This is a genomic window from Chryseobacterium culicis (genome assembly GCF_900108365.1).
Lineage (GTDB): Bacteria > Bacteroidota > Bacteroidia > Flavobacteriales > Weeksellaceae > Chryseobacterium > Chryseobacterium culicis.
On record NZ_FNWQ01000004.1, the window covers coordinates 15896 to 38650 of the forward strand.

19 protein-coding genes are annotated in these 22755 nt (G+C 37.2%); 7 read left to right on the forward strand and 12 right to left on the reverse strand.

The annotated features are described in order from the left end of the window. Window positions 1-28 precede the first annotated feature (28 nt). The 5 genes from BLW74_RS15160 to BLW74_RS15180 form a co-directional block, all read right to left on the reverse strand. Window positions 29-586 carry a DUF1003 domain-containing protein gene (locus BLW74_RS15160; protein ID WP_089693636.1) on the reverse strand — a complete coding sequence of 186 codons (558 nt, stop codon included), beginning with the start codon at window positions 584-586 and terminating at the stop codon, window positions 29-31. A 12-nt stretch (window positions 587-598) separates the two neighbouring features. Then, window positions 599-1369 carry a TIGR02757 family protein gene (locus BLW74_RS15165; RefSeq protein WP_167358440.1) on the reverse strand — a complete coding sequence of 257 codons (771 nt, stop codon included), beginning with the start codon at window positions 1367-1369 and terminating at the stop codon, window positions 599-601. Between the two features lie 7 nt (window positions 1370-1376). Beyond that, window positions 1377-2291, reverse strand: a complete 915-nt coding sequence (locus BLW74_RS15170) for a ribonuclease Z (protein WP_089693638.1) — start codon at window positions 2289-2291, stop codon at window positions 1377-1379. Window positions 2292-2360: 69 nt separating this feature from the next. Then, window positions 2361-2936: an RdgB/HAM1 family non-canonical purine NTP pyrophosphatase gene (gene rdgB, locus BLW74_RS15175; RefSeq protein WP_394331234.1), complete on the reverse strand. Its 576-nt coding sequence runs from the start codon at window positions 2934-2936 to the stop codon at window positions 2361-2363. 42 nt (window positions 2937-2978) lie between these two features. Beyond that, window positions 2979-3809 (reverse strand): CPBP family intramembrane glutamic endopeptidase, encoded by an 831-nt coding sequence (locus tag BLW74_RS15180; protein ID WP_089693640.1) that lies wholly within the window; start codon window positions 3807-3809, stop codon window positions 2979-2981. A gap of 110 nt (window positions 3810-3919) precedes the next feature. Here BLW74_RS15180 and BLW74_RS15185 point away from each other — a divergent pair, with 110 nt between their 5' ends. Both BLW74_RS15185 and BLW74_RS15190 read left to right on the forward strand, forming a co-directional pair. Beyond that, a complete protein-coding gene (locus BLW74_RS15185) occupies window positions 3920-4609 on the forward strand; it encodes a hypothetical protein (RefSeq protein ID WP_139265749.1) in 690 nt (229 codons plus the stop codon). Window positions 4610-4622: 13 nt separating this feature from the next. Then, complete coding sequence (locus BLW74_RS15190) at window positions 4623-5336, forward strand: hypothetical protein (RefSeq protein ID WP_089693643.1); 714 nt, start codon at window positions 4623-4625, stop codon at window positions 5334-5336. Window positions 5337-5373: 37 nt separating this feature from the next. Here the strand turns inward: BLW74_RS15190 and BLW74_RS15195 are convergent, their stop codons facing one another. Next, window positions 5374-5889 (reverse strand): hypothetical protein, encoded by a 516-nt coding sequence (locus BLW74_RS15195; RefSeq protein ID WP_089693645.1) that lies wholly within the window; start codon window positions 5887-5889, stop codon window positions 5374-5376. Window positions 5890-6203: 314 nt separating this feature from the next. Between BLW74_RS15195 and BLW74_RS15200 the strand changes: the two genes are divergently transcribed. Both BLW74_RS15200 and BLW74_RS15205 read left to right on the forward strand, forming a co-directional pair. Continuing rightward, window positions 6204-7799, forward strand: a complete 1596-nt coding sequence (locus tag BLW74_RS15200) for a peptide chain release factor 3 (protein ID WP_089694148.1) — start codon at window positions 6204-6206, stop codon at window positions 7797-7799. A 344-nt stretch (window positions 7800-8143) separates the two neighbouring features. Beyond that, entirely contained in the window at window positions 8144-9088 is a 945-nt protein-coding gene (locus tag BLW74_RS15205; RefSeq protein WP_089693647.1) for a DUF4349 domain-containing protein, read from the forward strand. Window positions 9089-9356: 268 nt separating this feature from the next. Here BLW74_RS15205 and BLW74_RS15210 read toward each other — a convergent pair whose 3' ends face one another. Both BLW74_RS15210 and BLW74_RS15215 read right to left on the reverse strand, forming a co-directional pair. Next, a complete protein-coding gene (locus BLW74_RS15210; protein WP_089693649.1) occupies window positions 9357-9722 on the reverse strand; it encodes a hypothetical protein in 366 nt (121 codons plus the stop codon). Window positions 9723-9744: 22 nt separating this feature from the next. Continuing rightward, window positions 9745-10884, reverse strand: coding sequence for an acyl-CoA dehydrogenase (locus BLW74_RS15215; RefSeq protein ID WP_089694150.1), 1140 nt, complete (start codon window positions 10882-10884; stop codon window positions 9745-9747). Window positions 10885-11243: 359 nt separating this feature from the next. Between BLW74_RS15215 and BLW74_RS15220 the strand changes: the two genes are divergently transcribed. Further along, a complete protein-coding gene (locus BLW74_RS15220; protein WP_089693651.1) occupies window positions 11244-13022 on the forward strand; it encodes an AMP-dependent synthetase/ligase in 1779 nt (592 codons plus the stop codon). A 173-nt stretch (window positions 13023-13195) separates the two neighbouring features. Here the strand turns inward: BLW74_RS15220 and BLW74_RS15225 are convergent, their stop codons facing one another. Further along, window positions 13196-13972, reverse strand: a complete 777-nt coding sequence (locus tag BLW74_RS15225; RefSeq protein ID WP_089693653.1) for a zinc ribbon domain-containing protein — start codon at window positions 13970-13972, stop codon at window positions 13196-13198. A 2-nt stretch (window positions 13973-13974) separates the two neighbouring features. After that, window positions 13975-15072 carry a Nif3-like dinuclear metal center hexameric protein gene (locus tag BLW74_RS15230; RefSeq protein ID WP_089693655.1) on the reverse strand — a complete coding sequence of 366 codons (1098 nt, stop codon included), beginning with the start codon at window positions 15070-15072 and terminating at the stop codon, window positions 13975-13977. A gap of 134 nt (window positions 15073-15206) precedes the next feature. Between BLW74_RS15230 and BLW74_RS15235 the strand changes: the two genes are divergently transcribed. Further along, the gene (locus BLW74_RS15235) at window positions 15207-16034 is read left to right on the forward strand and encodes an ion transporter (protein ID WP_089693656.1); all 828 of its coding nucleotides are present in this window, start codon (window positions 15207-15209) and stop codon (window positions 16032-16034) included. A gap of 43 nt (window positions 16035-16077) precedes the next feature. After that, a complete protein-coding gene (locus BLW74_RS22480) occupies window positions 16078-16236 on the forward strand; it encodes a hypothetical protein (protein WP_167358441.1) in 159 nt (52 codons plus the stop codon). A 177-nt stretch (window positions 16237-16413) separates the two neighbouring features. Here BLW74_RS22480 and BLW74_RS15240 read toward each other — a convergent pair whose 3' ends face one another. Both BLW74_RS15240 and BLW74_RS15245 read right to left on the reverse strand, forming a co-directional pair. Further along, on the reverse strand, window positions 16414-18741 hold the full coding sequence (locus tag BLW74_RS15240; RefSeq protein ID WP_089693658.1) for a fibronectin type III domain-containing protein: 2328 nt from the start codon (window positions 18739-18741) through the stop codon (window positions 16414-16416). A gap of 170 nt (window positions 18742-18911) precedes the next feature. After that, on the reverse strand, window positions 18912-22445 hold the full coding sequence (locus tag BLW74_RS15245; RefSeq protein WP_167358442.1) for a T9SS type A sorting domain-containing protein: 3534 nt from the start codon (window positions 22443-22445) through the stop codon (window positions 18912-18914). Window positions 22446-22755: the final 310 nt, after the last annotated feature.

Below are 22755 nucleotides of genomic sequence, written 5' to 3' on the forward strand. Positions count from 1 at the left end.
GGCTTTCTTTTCATTACCGTTATTCCGGTTATTTATCTTCTTTTTTCAATTGCTCAATCTCACCCTGCAATTGGGAAATAATATCTTTCAGGGCTTTTATTTCGTTTTTGTTGGAGCTTACATTGCTTTTCAGCATTACATTTTTAGCTCTTTCATTGTGATCTTCTTCATCTTCATCCTCATTAATTTCTTCAATATCTTCACTGATCTCTTCAATGTCTTCCTGGATGTCTTCTATATCTTCATTAATCTCCTCTATATCTTCACTGATCTCTTCAATATCCTCACTGATTTCCTCGATATCTTCCTGAATATCTTCAATATCTTCCTGGATATCTTCAATTTTCTCATGGCTTTTGTTAACAGACATCTGAATAAAAATTGCCAGGTAGATAGCTTCCAGAGAAAGTACTGTTGTAAGAATAAGAAGCATTTTATCAAAATCAACAACATTCAGCATCGGAAGCAAAAATGAAGTGAGAAAAAGCAGGGTATGCACAATCAGTGACTGAATAGAGCCTATCCATGATGTAATGCTGTCTGCTATTTTTTCAAGAACTTCTGTTTTTTCGTTATATTTTTTCATCCTTTATTTTTTTTAAAACAGCTCTTTTGTAACGCCTAATCCAAACAATGCAAAATCATATTTTGCGGGGTCTTTTTCATCAAATTTCCTGATGGCAATATCCAGTTCTTCCACTGTTTTCCAGTCGTTCTGCGTTCTGGAAATCAGCCCCAGCTTTCTGGAGATATTTCCGGTATGCACATCCAAAGGAATAGAGAGATTTTTCTGATCTATATTTTCCCAGATTCCAAAGTCTACTCCCCTTTTATCTTTACGCACCATCCACCTCAAAAACATAATAATCCTTTTGGCAGAAGAATTTTTATAAGGTGAGCTAATATGCTTATGACTTCTGTGTTTTTCTGTTTCCAGAAACCCGATTCTGAATCTTTCTATAGCGTGAAGAAAGCTATTTTCTTCTTCTTTTACTTTAAATAAGCTTTCCAGGCTGTCATTTTCTTTATAAATTCTGTGGAACTGTCTGATGAAATAGGAAAAATCCTGCCCATTAAACGTTCTGTGAATGCTTTTATCCTGAATATTTTTAAGATCGTTCTCCGAATAGTTCATCACAAAGTCATAAGGAGAATTTCCCATAATGTCCAGCATTTTATCTGCGGAATTAATAATAGACTTTCTGTTTCCCCAGGAAATGGTAGCTGCAAGAAATCCTGCTATTTCGATATCCTGTTTTAAAGAAAAACGGTGAGGAATCTGTATCGGGTCATTTTCAATAAAATCGGGTGCATTGTACTGATCTGCTTTTTCATTAAGAAAATCTTTCAGTTCGTCAAATTTCAGCATATTTATTTTAAATCTTTACACTTTCCAGCGCTTTCGGTAAAAACGTGTTAGGGAAAATATTTCTGGCTTCATCGGTAAATACGGTCAGGTCTCCATATCTGTTGGAAAAATGTCCTAAAATAAGCTTTCCCACCTGGGCTTTCTGAGCGATCGTAGCTGCTTCCAGTGCGGTAGTGTGGCCTGTATAATCAGCCATTTCCTTCAGATCATGTAAAAATGTTGCTTCATGATAAAGAACGGTTACATTTTTAATAATCGGGATTACACTTTCAAGGTAGCGGGTATCACTGCAAAATGCATAAGATACGGACGGAGCAGGCTCCAGTGTCAGAACTTCATTTTTAAGAACATATCCATCACTCAGCACAAAATCCTTCCCTGCTTTAATATTGTGATAATCGCAGGTTTCAATCTCGCTGTATTTGGCAATCTCTTTCATATTAAGGTGCCTGTCTTTTGGTTTTTCCTTAAAAAGATAGCCGTTACAGTAAATCCTGTGATCCAAAGGAATAGTATAAACCTCTATTCTGTTGTCTTCATATATTTTTTCCGAATAATCTTTATCCAGCTCGTGATATATTACTTCAAAACCGCGGTGGGTTTCCGTAATCTGAAAAATGGTTTCGAGCATCTTTTTAATTCCCTTCGGACCATACACATGCAAAGGAGTTTCTCTTCCTAAAAGACGGAAAGAAGCAATAAGCCCCGGCAGCCCGAAGCAGTGATCCCCATGAAGATGGGAAATAAAAATATGATTGATTTTTGAAAATCTTGCTTTTGCTTTCCTAAGCTGCACCTGTGTACCTTCTCCACAATCAATCAGGAAGAGTCTTTCTTCCATTTCCAGCAGCTGGGCTGTAGGTGATGTGTTAATCGTTGGAATAGCAGAGTTAAAGCCTAATATTGTTAAATAAGTACTCAAATCAATAATTTATGATAACAAATGTACGACAGAAAATCTAAATGGATGTTTTAGCTTTAATATTTAAATCTAATCAGTTACTTTTAAAAAATCCATGAATAAATCTAAGGCCTGTTTACGGTGGCTGATTTTGTTTTTGTCTGCAGGTTCCATTTCAGCGAAGGTTCTGTCATATCCTTCAGGAACAAAAATAGGATCATACCCGAATCCTTTGAAGCCTTTATTTTCCGTCAGTAAATTTCCGTGTACTCTGCCTTCAAAATATTGGGCTCCGTTTTCGTCATAATAGCACAGAACCGTTATAAAATATGCTTTTCTGTTTTCAATTCCCTGCATTTCTTCCAAAACCTTCTCAATATTTTTTGCAAAATCATGGTCTCCGGCGTAACGGGCAGAAAAAATTCCCGGTCTCCCATCTAAAGATTCTACTACCAGACCACTGTCATCTCCCAGGCTTGGAATTCCTGTTTTCTCAAAACAATATTTTGCTTTAATAAGAGCATTGGCATGAAAAGAATCTCCATCTTCCACAATTTCTTCGTGAATGTTATAATCGGTAAGACTTTTCACCACACAATCACTTCCCAGGATCTGTTGGATTTCTTCTTTTTTATGTTCGTTGTGTGTAGCGACTAATAATTCCATTTCTATATTCTTTTTCAATTTTACTTTTTTTGTCCAGACTGATTACATTTCAGCATAATGTACTTTATACTTTTTCATAAACAGATAGTAGAATAACGAGAAAAGCACAATTCCTGATGCCAGAACCAGCCATTCTGAAATATGCAGAACTTTTGCAAAACTTTCATCTTTACCATACAGTACTAACAGCGAGAGGGTTAAATTATTAAACGCATGCAGCAATATCGGCATCAGTAAAGATTTTGTTTTATAATATACAAGTCCCAGCACACCTCCCAGCATCACTGCACTGATGAACTGCCATGGATTGCCGTGAACCACTCCAAAAATAATGGAGGCGTACAAAATAGCTTTCCAGGGTTTTACTCCTTTATTCATTAATCCTTTCTGGATAATTCCTCTGAATACAATTTCCTCAAAAACAGGAGCCATAATCACGGTCATCATGATCATTACCACAGGATTATCGGTCAGCTGGCTCATCAGTTTGGTGAAATACTCATAAAATTCACCAAAAAAAGGTCCCGTAGTAGGAATCTGAGCGGCAACAAATTCAGAAATAAACATCATCCCTGCCATCATCGGAAATATAAGAAGATAGGTGGAAAAGTTGACTGAGGACACATTGAAGTTAAGCTTCTTTTGGGTAGTGCGTCTTACAATAAAAAAATCAAAAAAGGCAATAGCAGTAAGAAATCCTGCAGAATTTGCCAGCATAATAAACCAGTCTTTAAGCTCAAGATTTTCTTTGAAAACAACTTTCCAAAAAGTATTGAATAAAGAAACAGCCATTGTTCCCACGAATAATCCAACCACCAAAGTAACACCGCCCAACCATGTGAAAGTAAACTTAGGATATTTGCTATTTTCCATCCTTTATCTGTAAAAAATTTATCAGAAACAAAGATAATTTTTTTGACTGCTACGGGCAACTAAAAAAGGAATTTCTTATTTTAGTCCCTTTATCCATGAAACTTCACAAAATGAATACTGAATCTCCGTTCCAAAGAGTTGAGTCTGCAACCCATTTGTCTGCAACCCTTATTCTGAATGCTCTTTTGTTTGCACTCTTTATTCTTTTTAGTTTACTTTTCATTTTGGGACCTGTTTACGGAATTTATAAAAGAGGATTTGAAGCCATGCTTTATCCAGCCCTGCTTTCCTGGGGAATTTCATTGCTAATTTTAATTCCTGCCCTCTGCTATATCATCAGGAGAAAAAAGACAGCATATAAAATTGTAGTTGATGAAACCGGACTTTTATTTTATGATTCGAAAAACGAGATAACAGATCAGATACTGTATTCAGAACTTCGGTCTTCACGACGGGATTTTGATATTTACACCGTAAATCCTGCGGGGTCGGGAATTGTACCGATGGTGGAAGTGACTTTACAAAAAGATAAAAAGAAGGAAACCACTCAACGTATTGACATGAATCTTCCTCGTAAGATCATAAAAAATAAATTTACGCTGTATGCACAGTTTTTCCGTGGAATTACTATTTTCCGTCCGGATTTAAAAATAGATCCGATGGTTTTCCGGGGGTATTCAATTGATACAGAAACCTGGAAAGTCAGCAGAAAAGGTATTTCACCAGGAGGCTGGCTGCTTATTCTGGCAGCATTGCTGATGACAGCAGCTATTATCGGAATTGTTTTTCTCATTAGCTAAACCATGAATTAATATGACCGAAAAATTCCAGAGTATAGAATCTAAAATCAATAAGCCTGTCACATGGCTTTTAACAGGCCTCATGTGGATCGTGGCTGTCCTGATTATGGTGATCATTGCGGTAGTTTTTGAAAACATCTATCATAGCTTCGGAAGGTATCTAAAAAATGATATTACGATTATAGGTATTCTCATTTTTGCCCAGAGTATTCTCATACTATGCTGTCTGGCATTGATAAAAGGTTTGATGTACAAAAGAAAAGAGAAAGTAAGAAAAGTTATTATTAATGAAAACGGAGCTATTTTTTACAATTACCGCAATGAGGTTACCGGAACGGTATTGTATGATGATCTCCGTCCTGCTTTAAACACAACAGCAGACGTATACGTCTACAGTACGCAGACTTTAAAATACAGCAAAACAACACTGCAGATCTATCTGAAAAATGAATCAGGCAAAACGATACCCGCTGCTGTAGATTTTAATTTTGAATTAATGATCCTTAGCAACCAATATGAGCTGTACCGTCATTTTTTAAAAGGTATCCAATACTTTCGTCCGGATCTGGAAATAGCTTCAAAGACAATAGATCAGTATTATCTTACCTCGGACAAGCCTCTCAGAAAAGGATTGGGAACATTTGAATATGTGATGATCTTTATTTTTCTGATGGCTGGTGCAGGATTACTTTACCTCTTTATCCTCTTGTTTAAAATAATCATTTGATTGACTTTAAATCCTGAACTCCTTTTCTTTAGATGGCTTACATAAAAAGCTCTTTAAACTGTTCGTTTGTTGTGGCAGGATTGTCAATAAAATATTGCAGCGAAGAGTGTATAAATTCCAGTTTTTCTATTTGTTTTTCAGGGGTGGAATTGTCCTGTGTTTTGTTCCATTCTGCCAAAAAACTGAGTTTATCGGAAAGAAATAATTGTGCTTCATCAGAAAATTCATGCTCCAAAAGATATTTTCTGGCCGTATAAAAAATAGTATTATAACTTCCCAATAAAGAATTCTTAGGGCCCAAAGATTTGAAGAAGTCAACTGTTTGTATGGTTAAGCTCATGTCATTCTGGCAAGCCATATCCCCTGTCGGACAAAGCTGATACAGCTGATCTACAGGTGATGTAATAAAATGATTATACGGTGAAGGCTGAACTGCTTCGTTTTTAGAATCTGAATATTCAACATCTTCATTATTGCATGAAAATATCAAAAGTATAGAGAAGAAAAGGCATATTTTTCCCCCTAGATGGTAGAAATCTCTTTTAATCATCATTTGAAATTTGTGTGTTTAACGATGCAATAATAAAGGAATTTTTAAGATCATCAAAGGCTGTTCATAAAATAATTCACTGCTGTAACGAAATATCATTTGTTTGATGAAAAAAAATCTATTTGTAAATGTTACAACCATAAATAGTAAAGATTAATCCTGCAATTTCTTGAATTTTCATTTACCCCATTTAACATATGATCTCTGCATGGGTCAAACATATCCTCCTGCAGACACTGAAGGCTATTGAGTATTGTTTTAATTTAAATTTGAAAACCTCGCAAAAAATCCCGATTTTTGCAACTTCAAAATACGATATGTCAGACTTAATCAAAGAAATACAAAAAAGAAAGACCTTCGGGATCATTTCCCACCCGGATGCCGGAAAAACAACTCTTACAGAAAAGTTACTTCTTTTCGGAGGGGCTATTCAGGAAGCGGGTGCGGTAAAATCCAACAAAATAAAAAAAGGAGCGACCTCCGACTTTATGGAAATCGAAAGACAGAGAGGGATCTCTGTAGCTACATCTGTATTGGCTTTTGAATATAGAGACCATAAAATCAACATTCTCGACACGCCAGGTCACAAGGACTTTGCTGAAGATACTTACAGAACATTAACTGCTGTAGATTCTGTAATTGTAGTTATTGACGTTGCAAAAGGGGTTGAGGAACAAACTGAAAAACTGGTTCAGGTTTGTAGAATGAGAAACATTCCGATGTTGGTATTCATCAATAAGCTGGACCGAGAGGGTAAAGATGCTTTTGATCTTTTGGACGAAGTAGAACAAAAACTGGGATTAACCGTTTGCCCTCTTTCTCTGCCAATTGGTATGGGAAGCGACTTCCAGGGAATTTATAACATCTGGGAAAACAATATCCAGTTGTTCCTGGAGGAGAAAAAGCAGAAAGTTGGAGATTCTATTAAGTTTGATGACATTAATGACACGTCTATTGATGAGGTTATTGGTGAAAAAGCAGCAAAAACGCTGAGAGAAGAACTTGATCTGATACAGTCTGTATATCCTGAATTTAACCGTGAAGACTATATGAAAGGAGATCTTCAGCCTGTGTTTTTCGGTTCTGCTTTAAATAACTTTGGAGTACGCGAACTATTGGATGCATTCATTGATATTGCTCCAATGCCGCAGCCTAAAGAAAGCGATACCCGCCTGGTAAAACCTGAAGAAAGCACTTTCACAGGATTCGTTTTCAAAATTCATGCGAATATGGATCCTAAACACAGAGACAGACTTGCCTTCGTAAAAATCGTCTCAGGAACCTTCAAAAGAAACGAAAATTATTTACTGGTAAGAGAAGGTAAGAAAATGAAATTCTCCTCTCCTAATGCATTCTTTGCGGATAAAAAAGAGGTGGTAGAAGAAAGCTTCCCTGGAGATATTGTAGGTTTACATGATACCGGAAGTTTCAGAATCGGAGATACGCTTACAGGTGGAGAAAAATTAAGCTTTAAAGGTATTCCAAGCTTCTCTCCTGAACATTTCCGTTATATTAACAATAATGATCCTTTAAAGGCTAAGCAATTGGCCAAAGGTATTGATCAGCTTATGGATGAGGGGGTTGCACAGCTATTCACGCTTGAGATGAACGGAAGAAAGATCATCGGAACTGTGGGAGCGCTTCAGTATGAAGTAATCCAGTACCGTCTTGAACATGAATATGGCGCAAAATGTACTTATGAACCGCTTTCCATGCATAAAGCCTGCTGGGTCGAAGCTGACGAAAAATCTGAAGAATTCAAGGAATTTGCCAGATTAAAACAGAGATTCCTGGCAAGAGACAAATACAATCAACTGGTATTCCTTGCAGATTCTTCTTTCACGATTCACATGACACAGGAAAAATTCCCGAACGTGAAATTACACTTCATCAGTGAATTCAGAGAAAATTAAGAAATAAAAGACAAAATCGCCAGAAAGCGAACTTGTTTTCAATATAAATCCGCAGAAATTTTCTGCGGATTTTTTGATGATACGCTGCCGGAAGCCGCCGCATCAAAAAATCTCCGAATTTACGACACACTCAAGAGGATGGAAACCTTTAGAATTTAGAAAAACACAGAGCTTTTACGCAGTTCCGATCCTTTAAAACGTAAAAACACTTTGTAAATTTTTTGTAAAACAAATACAAAACCCTGAAAATAGAAGAGTTAGCATTTTACCAGCACAATACATTTCATTTACAATCTTTACAAGAACTTCCCTTCTAATTTTACTTCATCAAAAAAATTAATGTTATGAAAAAGTTCATATTACTCGCTGCTGTATCCAGCACTTTCATTATGTGTAAAAAAGGAGAAACTTCACAGGATAAGCTTCAGGAAGCAGTTCAGACTGCTGACAGCGCTGCAGCGGTGGTTACGGAGACTATTGACAATGCAAGTACAACAGCAGGCCAGATGATGGATTCTGCCAGTATTAAAATAAAAGATTTTGAAGATACCGGCAACGATATTCATCAGAAAATAGAAAAAACTTCCAAAATGGTAGATTCTTTATCTGATAAAATCGCCAGCACAAAACTGGAGTCCAAAGTAGAGAAAAAGGATTCTGCAGAGAAAAAAGCTGAAAAAGTTATTGTAAAGACCTCTGCTCCAAAGGTGATCAAAGAAACCAGGATCATTTATAAAGATAAGCCTAAAAATGACAGCTATGAACTGAATATGCCCAAAGATAAAATGGTAAAATCAGGATACCTTTCCATAAAAGCCGAAAACGCAGAAACGGTGAAGGAAATCATCAGAGAGGAAGCTAACAGAAATAATGGCTACATCAAAAGTGAAAATCTGTCTTATGTGGAATCTGCCAGCCCACACAGAGAGGATCAGAAGGTATACAGCCTTGATATTAAGGTTCCCATCCAGCATTTTGATGATTTAATGAATGCAATAAATGATAATGTATCGGATATTGATACGAAGGATATCCAGGTTTCAGGAAGAAATTATGCAGATAACACGATCTGTACAATCAATGTCAATATCAGTGACCTGGCAAAAACAGAAGCAGAACCTACAACTTTCGGCGGAAAATCCCTGGCAGCTATTGAATCCGGCTGGGATGTAATTACCTCTGTTTTCCTGTTTATTCTACCGCTATGGCCTTTGTTCCTGATTGCCGGTATTGGGTATTATTTTTATAAAAAGAGAAAAACAGATATTTCTGACAGAGGATCTCATTAAATTTTTCAATTCGTCCCCAGGATAGATTTTTAATTTTTTTTTAATGAGGTTTAGCATTGAACTTCAATTCTAATTTTTAATTTTAGCAAATATTCAAAGAAACAGTTTGCTTATTAAAAAAATTCCTCTTAACTTTAAGTAGAAGCAAAATGTAAAGAATCTTAACCGTAAGACAAGATTCGCAATAAGTTTGGAAATTTTTATTTCATATATTAATATTTTGTGATTTGGTGTAAAATAAGGCCCTCAGATGAGAGCCTTATTTGTTTTATTTCATATTCACTACTTTATCTACGATAAATTTTGTATTTCCTCTCCATGGCAGAGCACCGTTGTACTCTTTGTAATGCAGGTCAAACGTTTTTCCGCTGTTTGTTTCCAGTTGTTTGAAAACTTCAGGGTCATCTACAGAAAACTCAAACTCGTAGCTTGTAATAGTTCCTGTTTTACCGCTTCCGAAACCTTCCTGAATCAGCTTACCTTCATAGGTTTTGAATACATATCCTTTTTTCATAGCATAATTCAGATATCCGGATTTTACGCCTTCTCCGAAAACGAAATAATACTTGTACCAGACAAATACCCCCAGTAACAGCAATACGACACCGAGGACGATCCACAAAGATTTTTTCATAAGTAGTGTGTTTTATAAAATGTTATTTTGCGATGCTTCTTGAGATCACGATTTTTTGAATTTCAGAAGTTCCTTCATAGATCTGAGTGATTTTAGCATCTCTCATTAATCTTTCTACGTGATATTCTTTCACATATCCGTATCCACCGTGGATCTGTACTGCTTCAATTGTAGTATCCATTGCTACCTGAGAAGAGTATAATTTTGCCATTGCTCCGCTTTCAGAAATATCTTTCCCTGCATCTTTTTCACATGCCGCCTTGAAGCAAAGCATTCTTGCAGCAGTAATCTGAGTAGCCATATCAGCCAATTTAAATGCAATAGCCTGGTGGTTGATGATTTCAGTTTTGAAAGCTTTTCTTGTCTTAGCATATTTCAATGCCAGTTCGTAGGCGCCGGAAGCAATTCCCAAAGCCTGAGAAGCAATTCCGATTCTTCCTCCATTCAATACAGCCATTGCAAAATTGAAGCCAAATCCGTCTTCACCAATTCTGTTTTCTTTTGGAACTTTTACATTGTTAAAGATCAAAGAGTGCGTATCACTTCCTCTGATTCCTAATTTGTCTTCTTTCGGTCCGATTTCAAAACCTTCCCAACCTCTTTCTACGATGAAAGCATTGATCCCTTTATGTTTTTTTTCAGGATCTGTCTGTGCAATGACGATATAATAAGTAGCTGTTCCACCATTGGTGATCCAGTTTTTGATCCCATTCAAAAGATAATAATCGCCTTTGTCTTCCGCAGTGGTTTTCTGAGAAGTAGCGTCGGAACCAGCTTCCGGCTCAGATAATGCAAATGCACCTATTACCTGACCGCTTGCCAGTGGTGTAAGATATTTCACTTTTTGCTCTTCAGAAGCAAATTTTTCAAGACCGGCACAAACCAATGAATTGTTTACGGACATTACAACCGCTGCAGAAGCATCTATTTTTGCAATTTCCTCCATCGCCAGCACATAAGAAACGCTGTCCATCCCTGCACCTCCGTACTTTGGATCTACCATCATTCCTAAAAGTCCCATTTCTCCCATTTTCTTCACCTGTTCTGCAGGAAATTTCTGGTCACGGTCTCTTTCAATCACTTCTGGTAATAGTTCGTTTTGTGCAAAATCTCTTGCTGCCTGCTGAATCATCAGCTGTTCTTCTGATAAATTAAAGTCCATAAAAAAAATAATTAGATAGGCCGTAAATTTACACTTTTTAAGCAAATCTGAAAAAATTAAATTGAAAGCAGGAAAAAGGTACAGAAAAGTACGTTTAGGCATCGTTTAATAAGCACAGATGCATGTCTAGGGATTTGAAATACGAGGTTATGGAAATAATCTACAATATCAGGAGAAAAGAATCCTTTTATATAACAAGAACTGAAAATACAGAATCCTGTTTTAAAGGGCTTCCATTGTACTTTTTGCCTCAAAATATTATGGCAGGCATTTAACTTATTTCTAATTATTACATGCAAGTGTTTTCAATTAAAAAAAATGCTTATATTTAAGTTTCTTTATAAATTACGTAAAAAATCATGACGATCAAGAGATTATTCGATATACCGCACTATGCTTTAGAAAAATATCCTAAAACGGATATGTTCGTAACAAAGTATCAGGGTGAGTGGAAAAAAACTTCTACGCAGGAGTTTATTAATGAGGGAAATAAGATATCCAGAGGGCTGTTGAAACTGGGCATAAAGCCTGGTGACAAGATCGCTTTGATTACCACCAATTCCCGAACAGAGTGGGCTATTATGGATTTCGGACTTTCTCAGATCGGAGTGGTTTCAGTACCGGTTTATCCGAGTATTTCTCCTGAGGATTATGAATTTATCTTCAACAATGCTGAAATTCAGTACTGTTTTGTTTCTGATAAGGAGCTATTGAATAAAGTAATGAAAGTAAAGCATAATATTCCTAGTCTGCAGGGAATCTTTACTTTTGACAATATCAGCGGAGCTGCTAACTGGAGGGAAATTCTTGACCTGGGTAAAGACGAATCTACCCAGATTGAAGTGGATGATCTTTCCAATGCCATCAATACAGAGGATTTAGCTACTATCATTTATACTTCCGGGACTACAGGAAGACCTAAGGGAGTAATGCTTACCCATAATAATATAGTATCCAATATACTGGGAGCAATCCCAAGAATCCCCAAAAAGAGAAGCTTTGATTATAAAGATGCAAGAGCTTTAAGCTTCCTTCCCATCTGTCATATCTTTGAAAGAATGCTGTTCTACCTTTACCAGTACAATGGTTTTTCTCTTTATTTTGCTGAAAGTATTGAGAAAATGGGCGAAAACGTAAAAGAAGTGAAGCCACATTATATGACTGTTGTACCCAGACTGGTAGAAAAAGTTTATGATAAAATCTACAATACAGGATCTTCAGCCGGAGGATTGAAATCAAAAATATTCTTCTGGGCACTGAATCTTATCAGCAAAAAGAAAACCATATCAAAGCCATCCGGACTTCAGGAAATGATTGCTGATAAACTGGTATTCTCCAAATGGAGAGAAGGTTTAGGTGGTGAAATTGTGACTTTGGTTTCGGGATCCGCGGCATTGTCTACAAGACTTAACCTGATGTTCCAGAATGCCGGTATTCCTATTTTGGAAGGATATGGTTTAACGGAGACTTCTCCAGTCATTTCTGTCAACAGCTTTGATAAAATGAAAGTAGGAACCGTGGGAATTCCTTTGGATAATTTAAAGGTTAAAATTCAGGAAGACGGTGAGATTACGGTAAAAGGTCCTTCGGTATTCAAAGGATATTTCCAGAATGAAGAAATGACAAAAGAGGCGTTCACAGAGGACGGATTCTTTAAGACAGGAGATATCGGTCATATCGACAGTGATGGATTTTTACAGATTACCGACCGTAAGAAAGAAATGTTTAAGACATCCGGAGGAAAATATATTGCTCCTCAAACGATTGAAAATTTAGCAAAAGCTTCCAAATTTATTGAGCAGATTATGGTGGTAGGTGATGGCGAAAAAATGCCGTGTGCCTTAGTACAGCCTGATTTCGAGTTTGCTAAAAGCTGGGCTCAGAGAAACAACCTGAACATCGGTTCCACCCCGGAAGAGATTGCAAAAAGTTCCGAACTCAAGCAAAGAATTGAAAAAGAAATTGAAGGCATCAACGAACATCTCGGAAACTGGGAAAAAATCAAAAAGATTGAACTCACTCCTGAAGTATGGAGCATTGAAAGCGGATTGCTTACTCCCACATTAAAACTGAAAAGAAAAGCTGTAAAAGAGAAATTTATCGCTTTGTATAATAAGATGTACGAGCATCATGAATAAAAGATCAACCGCTTCAAATGAAGCGGTTTTTTTATTAAGCCAATATGAAGATTTGATTTTTTGATTGAACGCACGCCCTGCGGCCAGGCTCAGAATTATAGTCTATTTCTGCTGAATACATAAAAAAAGCTGTCTCATTTCTGAAACAGCTATGTATGTTGTAAAAACGGAAATTAGAATTTAATTACCGTTTTCATTTTTTCGTTTTCTTCCATTACCAATTCGTCATCCACAAGGATTTTCCCAGAATGCTCATCAATAATGATTTTCTTTCTCTGGGCAATTTCCATCTGCTTCTGAGGCGGAATTGTAAAGAAAGATCCTTTCGGAGCTCCTCTTTCCAATCCTACTACAGCAAGACCATTGATAGAGTTGGTTCTGATTCTGTTGTAAGAAGCCAATAATCTCTCATCAATTTTAGCTGCAAATTCTTTAGACTGCTCAAGAAGATATTCTTCTTCTTTCTGAGTTTCAGAGATCAAACCATCCAATTCTTCTTTTTTGAATTTCAAGTGGCTTTTTAAATCGTCGATCTTTGCATTCAGTTCAGCTAAAGTTTCGTTTTTATGAGCAATTTTAGCCCCGAATTCTTTAATTCTTTTTTCAGCAAGCTGAATTTCAAGATCCTGGAATTCTATTTCTTTCCCTAATGCTTCAAACTCTTTGTTGTTTCTCACATTATCCTGCTGAGATTTATACTTCTCAATTAAAGTTTTAGCATGGTTAATCACTTCATGCTTTGTTTTGATCTGATCGTCCTGATCTTTGATATCAGCATGAAATTTTTCAGCTCTTTTTTCAAGTCCTTCAATCTCGATTTCAAGATCTTCAACTTCAATTGGCAATTCTCCTCTAGTATTTCGGATTTCATCCAATCTTGAATCAATGATCTGTAAATCGTATAAAGCTCTTAATTTTTCTTCAACTGAAATATCGTTGGTTTTTGCCATATTTAAATGAAATAATTTACTGGGTTTGTTTTTTCAATAGATTTTGAAATTGCAAATGTACTAAATTTTTGTGACAAAATTTCAAATAATTGTTGGGTGACAAATTGTTCTGACTCATAATGTCCTATATCGCAGATCAGCATTTTAGACTCTGCCAGAAAATAGTCGTGATATTTAAGATCTCCGGTAAGATAAGCATCACATTTCTTGGCGGCTGCAGCTCTTATTCCACTGGCGCCGGAACCGCCGAGCACCCCTACTCTTTTGATTTTTTTATGATTGAAAGAAGAATGTTTTATTACTTCCAGTCCGAATTTTTCCTTTACAAACCGAAGAAAATCCTTTTCATCCATTTCCTCTTCCAGATCACCATACATCCCCAACCCTGCATGATGGTTTTTATTATCCAGGCTGTAGACCTGATGAGCTACTTCTTCATAAGGATGAGCCGCTTTCATGGCGCCTACAATCTGTCCTTGTTTAAACCCTTCAAAGATTACAGAAATCATATCTTCGTCGGCATTTTCACGGATTCCCTGTTGTCCGGAAAAAGGATCAGAACCCTCTGCCGGGCGGAATGTACCGTTACCATTAACCGTGAAGCTGCATTCATCATAGAACCCTATATTTCCGGCTCCTGCTGAAAACATGGCTTCTCTCACTTTTTCTGAATATTCTTTCGGGACAAAAACGGTAAGCTGTTTCAGGTTATTTTCTTTAGGCTGCAGGATTTTCATATTCTTTAATCCCAACTGGCTGCATATCCCATGATTAACGCCAAAGAAATCATTATCAAATGCAGTATGGATAGCGTAGATGGCTACTTTATTTTCGATAGCTTTTAAAACAGCCCTTTCTACATAATTTTTCCCTGTTAAAGATTTCAGTCCGGAAAATATAATGGGATGAAAGCATACTATCAGATTGCAGTTTCTTTCAATTGCCTCATCTACTACATTTTCCAAAGCGTCGTGGCAAACCAGAATTCCGGATACATCACGATCATAAACCCCACACAGCAATCCTACATTATCAAAATCCTCTGCCTGTCTGATGCTTATCTCCTCTTCAATCTTTGCCAGTACAGTTTTTAGCTTCATTTATTTATATTTTACGTTTACAGCGAAGATATTAATTTTACCAAAACCCTAAAGAATATTTTAATAGTTGTACAATTCTTTTAACAGTCATATATTTACTTATATAACTTTAAGCCTGAAATAATCCTATACCAATGGAAAGAGAGCACAATCTTATTCCTGAAGACACACTTTGGAAAAGATACCTTTACCGAATCATTTACCGTTCTGACACAAGGCTCGGAAAACTGTTCGATATTATATTACTGTCTTTAATTCTTGCCAGCACTGCTATTATTATGATGGAAAGTGTACCTAAGCTTGATAAAAGATTTCATTATACCTTCCTGATTCTTGAATGGGTGATCTCTATCTTCTTTACAATAGAGTATTCTATGCGGATTGCTGTGGTAAAGAATAAGCGTAATTACATCTTCAGTTTTTTCGGGATTATAGATTTCCTGGCTCTGGTTCCTTTTTACCTCAGCTTTTTCTTTCCTATCACAAAATATTTCCTGATTTTCAGAATGCTCAGAATGTTGAGAATCTTCAGAATTTTCAATTTGCTGGACTTCATGAATGATGGGTATCTCATTGTAAGGGCTTTAAAAAACAGTTCGAGAAAAATTTATATCTTCCTTTTATTCCTTATAATTTTCTCGGTTATTGTAGGATCGCTCATGTTTATGGTAGAAGGCGGCCGGCAGGGCTTCGAGACTATTCCTCAATCTATTTATTGGGCAGTAGTTACAGTAACTACGGTAGGATATGGTGATGTTTCCCCTATTACACCGTTAGGAAAGTTTTTTGCTGTTGTTCTGATGCTTGCAGGTTATTCTATTATTGCAGTTCCTACAGGTATTGTAACTGCTGAAATGAGGAACAAAAGACAAAACCTGGAACTGATCTGTGAACGCTGCGGTAATGAAGATATTGATGATGATGCAAGGTATTGCAAGAAATGTGGCAAGAAATTAGCTTAATACTTTATATAAGAAAAATTTATTCATCAAATACCACAAAATCATGGAACCAAAAAAGAAAAACAGACCCAATAGTTTAGTCATCATCCTTTTTGCACTTATTGTACTGATGATCATTGTTTACTTTATTTTAGCAATGTTCTTCCCTACTGTTTTTGATCTTCTTAACAAAGGAGAAATTCAACCAGTACCTAATAAATAGCCAATACCAGTACTGAACAATGATTATATTAAATAAGGTCAAATGATACAATAAAAAGGTGAGCAAAACATTTTGCTCACCTTTTTTAACCCATTACTTTCAGAAAAAATAATTTACCTGATAAAAGAGACGGATCATTAATGACCCGTCTCTTTCTTTTTGTATTGAAATGATGAATTATTTTTTAATGGCTTTGATCGTCTGCTTGGAACCGTCCTTCATTTCAAGGGTTATCATATAAACACCCTGCATTAAGTCTCTTAAATGAACTGTAGATTCAGGGTTGGAAATAGTTTTCACTAATCTTCCCGCAGCATCTGTTACAGACACATTTTTCACATTTTTCACATCAGAGATATTCACTATATCCGTAAATGGATTAGGATATACTTTAAGATTATTTTTTCCAACAGCAACTTCAGATGTAGAGAGATTCGCATTATTAATACTGATATCATCTACATACAGATTGTATTGATTGTTATCCGAATAGGCATTAAATCCGAAATAATACACTCCTGTTGCAGGAACTGTAAAGGTGATAGATTCTGTGTGAGCAGTCTCATCGTTAATGGCAGGATAGTCTGCTACAGAATTCGTCATTGCCGATGCAGCAGGTGATGTTCCGTAAGCTACTTTTAATTTTTCTGCATAGGTAGTTGAATTATTTCCATACTTATAGCTGATGGTATACTGTACCCCAGCGGTAAGACTCAATCCCTGTGTATAGAACCACGCATTGGCAGGATTTAAAGAGTTATAGTGATATCTCAATACATTGGTCGTAAAGCCCTGACTGTCTGAAGGCGGGTCTGCTGTTTCCCAGTTATTTCCAGATCCCGCATTAACAGCTGTTGTACAGCCTGGAAGAGCGGGAACTGAAACATTTTCAAAATCAAGTGTATACGGTAAACCTGTGCTTAAGCAAAGAGTAGTAAATGTAGCACTGTTACTCCAAACGCTTGTACTGGTAGCTGTACAAGCTGATCTTACCCATACATAATACGTAGTAGCGGCAGCTAAACCAGGAATATTATAAGTAGTTGCCGTAATTCCTGTAAAATTAGGTGTACTTGTCGCTGTAGGTGCTGTATTGGTTGTACTGTAATAAATATCATAACCATTTGCAGGTACAGGAGTAGCAGCCGTCCATGAAACTGTAGCTCCGTTTGCTGCAATATTTGACATGGTAACTGCTGTAGGTTCGCTGCATGCAGGTGCCAGACCTATGTTGATATCATCAACATACAGCTGGTTCATATTGGCATCAGAATATGCCTGAAATCCAAAATAGTATACACCTGTAGTGGATGGCGTGAAGTTGACAAAGGTATCTGTTGCCGTACTGGAAACAATATTAGGATGATCTGCCAATACAGTGGTCATTCCTGCACCTGAAGCAGAAGTTCCATAGGCAACTTTTAGTTTTTCTTCATATACGAATCCTTCTGCATTGGCATATTTATACTTGATTCGGTATGCCACCCCTGCAGTAAGATTAATTCCATTCGTGAAGAACCATGTATCTGCATTATTCGCATAATCATAAGAATACTGAAGAACATTGCCGGTGAATCCCTGATCATTAAGATCACCGGTTTTCCACATATTTCCTGACCCGTCATTTACCACCGAAGTACAGCCAGGAAGATCAGGAGGGGTTATACTTTCAAAATCTAATGCATAAGGAACTCCCACAGAAACACAGGATGTCATAAATGTTGCAGCTGAAGACCATGCGCTTTTATCTGATGCGCTGCATGCAGAACGCACCCATACATAATAAGCGGTAGCTGGAGTAAGTGTAGAAGGCAGGTTCACACTGGTTGCAGTACTGGTTCCGGACACTGTCACTGTTGCTGAAGGGTAAGTGTTTGAGGTTGAGTAATAGTATTCATAGCCATTAGCAGGAGCAGATGCCGGAGCAGTCCATGAAACCTGAGCGGTATTGCTCGTAACTCCAGATACCGTTAAGGCTGTTGGAGCAAAACAAGTAGGAACAGCTCCAATTACAACTGTGTAATCATGAGCTTCTCCATAACCGTCAATATTACAGGGAATAGGATCACCGGAGAATTTATCTCCAACTCTCATTCTGTAGGTACCTGGAGTGACTGTAGCCGGGATTACTATCTGTCCTGCTGTTATATTAGCACCGCCTACAAAATCACTGCTTGCAGAAGCTACCAGCTCAGGAGCGGCATCATCAAATGTTCCGTCATTATTAAAGTCTATCCAAATGCGTACATTCTGATCACTGTAATCATGTTTAACTGTAAAATCATAGCTTAAACCGGCATTCATGGTAATGGTCATAGAAGTGTAATCTCCATACGCTCCTGCAGAACAGCCTGTATCCTGATGATCAAGTCCCGCACCCAGAATTTTAAAAGTATCGATCATATCTCCTCCACTACATCCACTGGCAAATGCCGGCGTACAGTAAGTTTGTGCGGAGGATAAAAAGCCGGTCATTAAGAAACCAACGAGTAAAATATTTTTCATATAACAATATTATTAGTTAATCAAATCTAGTTAAAAATCATCAACAAAAAAAATACAATTATTACTATATGACAACATATTCGCATTTTTATTTAATAATAAATAATTTACATTAAAAAAAAGAGACTGCTCAGGTTGAGCAGTCTCACTTTCATATTTTTTAAAGATTTTTATTTTTTAATTGCCTTAACAGTCTGTTTAGAGCCGTCTTTCATATTTAATACGATCAAATACAATCCTTCCTTAAGATCTCTTAGTTGAAGAACTGATGAAGGTTTTTCAATAGTTTTAACCAATCTTCCAGAAACATCAATAACAGAAACAGATTGTACTTTAGACACATCCGAGATTGTTAGCGTATCTGTAAACGGATTAGGATATAGATTAATCTTATTCTCTTTTACTGCAGTTTCAGAAGTTGCCAAATTAGGATTTTGTTTTACTTCAACATTATCTAAAAGAAGATCATCATAATAGTATCCATTACCACTTACATTTTTATCTACAGTAAATCTCACCTGGATGGTAGCTCCAATATAGGAAGCTGCTAAAGGTACAGCAACTGTTCTCCACTGATTTAAGTTTGTATTATCGCTAAAAATAGTCACCCAACCATTTCCGTCATTAACTTCCACAGTAAGTTTATTGTTATCATATGTAGAAACACCTACCGTTGTTGTAGAGGATGTTGAATGATTTTTAAACCAGTCAAAAGAGACAATCGGAGCTGTTAATCCTGCTAGATTTACAGGAGGCGTAACCAGCTGTACAGTGTTTGCACCTGCTCCTGAATATGGCGAACTTGCATCTACCCATGCATAGGTACCTGCCGCTTTTCCATTATTAGCCGGACTTGCGCCATACTCTGCAGATCCTAAGAACTTCCAGAAAAGAGTGGCATCTGTAGTTGTTGCTGTCGGATTTATATTGTTCCAGCAGTTTGGCATTACTCCGTTATCAAAGTTCTGGGCAAAAGGAGCCATTACTGTACTACAGGCTGTATTGAAAATAGCCGGTCCCACCCAGGGGCTCTTATCTGTAGTACTGCAAACAGATCTTACCCAAACATTGTATGTACTATTTGAAGCCAGCCCGGATAAAGGAGCTGAAGTTGTATTGCTGGTTCCACTGGCCTGTGTAGCGGCAGTAGGAATTGTGTTAGTGGTATTGTAATAATATTCGTAACCGTTAGCTGGCGGTGCAGCAGGAGCTGTCCAGGACAGATCTGCTGTAGAAACCGTAGGGTTAGCCACTACAGGAGAAGCCGGTTCCGGGCAAGTTGGTATCGCTTCTACCACAAAATCGTCAACGTGGAAGTCAATATCCGGAGTATTGGAGCTTGTAGTTGCTACAAAAGCAATTTTAACATTCCCCGAATATCCAGTAAGGTTTATTGTTTCTACCTGCCCTGTACTGGAATAAGTTGCCGCTCCCGTGTAAGTTTTAATAACGTTTGTATTACTCCATGTAGTACCACCATCTGTAGAGACAATCACTCGAACCTGATGAGTACCTAAAGTTGTTTGTGAAGTAGTTCCCAAATAACTGGTAACAGCAATTTTATACTTCATTCTGAACAGACCTGGGGTAACTCCGAGATTAATTGGTTGAGAAATCAGCCAATCTCCGGTATTGGTTCCATATAAATTGATTCTTACGGCTGCGTTAGATCCTGCATTGGCAAAACCGGCCTCCGTAGCCCATTTGCTTGATCCGTATGTTAGAGTAGATGAGGCTGTAACATCTCCTTTAGCAACTGACCAGCACATTGGAGTAAATGCGGTAAAGCTTTGCAGTACCGTTGGGGCATTTTCTGCACTACAAACCGTTGTAAAATTACGTTCCGTACATGAAGCTGAGTTACTTGTTGATGTATAAGCGTTAACGGTATAGTAATATTTTGTGGCATTATTTAACGGCGTGGAAAGTGTATAAGTTGTAACATTTCCTAAATCAACATTATTCATCACATCAGTTCCTCCCGTTGTAGTACCGATAGAAAGTTTATATCCGGTGGCATCTGTTACCGCTCCCCAGGTGAATGTAGGTGTTACGGAAACGCCTGTTGAAGATGATGATGGTGCCGTAACGGAAGGACAGCCGATATTTTTAGTTACGAATGATATTGAGTTACATGCACTAGCCGTACCGTTGCTATTGGATGGCTGTATTGTTACATAATACGTAGTGTTATACAATAACTGGCTTGCTGCCGGAAGTGTATATGTAACCACATTTCCTACATCTACTGCGTTCATCACATTAGTACCCCCTGGTGTAGTTCCAACGCTTAGTTTGTAGGAAGTTGCTCCAGCTGTAGGATTCCATTTGATATTTGGTGTTACTGATACTCCTGTTGCGGCATTGGCAGGTGCTGTTATTACTGTACAATCTGGAATTGTAATAGCGGAAATTTTAACGTTATCTACGTAGATATCATCACTCCCGTTATCTCCTTTAGCCAAAAACCTTACGATTGCATTCGGACTCGATGATCCCAAATCCAAAAAGTTAGAAGTCCATGATGCTGCAACACCTAAAGCAGAACCTACATCAGTAAATGTATTTCCTCCGTCAGTAGAGATCTGAATTTTTAAAACATCTGTTCCGGAAGGGTTGATATAATCAAAACTTAAGTATCTGTTTCCTGTACCCGTGGATAGGTTGACATATAAGTCCATATATCCAGAAGCATACTGACAGTTGTACGAGTGAAATCTTGCAGCGGGAGTTACAGCTGGCGTACCGACTGTAGCAGATCCACCAGTACCAGACCATCCAGAAGCCGAAGCAAAACCTGTTGTTGCAATATCGCTCTGTCTCCATGCATTATCTCCTCTCGCCGGCCATGTTCTCCAATAATTGGCATTGGGCAGATCTGCGGTTGAATTGCCATTTTCCCAGGTACTGAAGCTCTCTGTAAAAGGTAATGCAGCATATGATACAGGAGCTGCCTGCCATGTTCCCGGAGTGTAAGTAAATGTCAATCCGGAGGCAGGAACTGTTGTTCCGTTTGTAGTTCCTAAAGTAGCCGTGGAGCTGTTTGCAGTTCCTACAGCAAGAGAGGTCCAGTTTGTTCCTGTTAAATTATTTACATCAGAACTTTCCGATCCTCTTATCCCTACCTGTCCGGTAAGAGTTGCAGTTCCGGAAACACAGTTTCCATATACAATAGCAATTGTCTTTGCAGTAAGATCTAATTGAATCTGAAAATTAAGAATCTGTGCTGAAGAAGCTGAATTACCCTGCACATCTTTATACTGCACAATAAATTTCGAACCAATTGTTTCATAGGCAATTTCAGATGTTGTAGTATTTGCATTGCGCAGGTTGACAGCAAAACCTGCAAAAGCTCCATCATACGTCGTTGGTGAGATATCTGAAGATAATCCTGTGTAAGTAGAACCTGAAGCAGGAACGCCAAACGTAATAAATCCATTGTTACTGATGTAAACAGAATTATACTTCTGGTTATTAAAAGTAAAGGAACCCGGCAGTGAAATAGCTCCTGATACCAAATCCGTTCCTATTGTTGCACCAGACTGCCATATTGTCCTGTTTGCAGATAAGGGTGTATAAGTCCCGGAAGACTGCGCAAAGCCATATCCGTTACTTGTATTAGGGGCGGCAAGCTGAGGCGGGCCCACCTGTGCTGATCCACAAAAATAAAATGCGGTCATACACGAAAGTAATAATCTCTTCATATACATTAATAATAAAAGTTAGGGCTGTAAATGTATAAATATAAATTAGATTATTAATAATATTATTAAAAAATATCATAAAATATTGAACAATAAAAAATAAAACCATCATTAAAATACAATAAAATCAAACGTTTATTTAATTTTAACAATTATTTCGCAATTTGTTGAAAAATATTAATTAACTGATAATCAATTTACTATATTACCATATAATAAGAATAGACTTCAGAAAATTTTTCTGTTTAACATAAAAACACATTTATAAATTTTCATCATTATATTTAATATATAGACAAAAAAAAGAGCA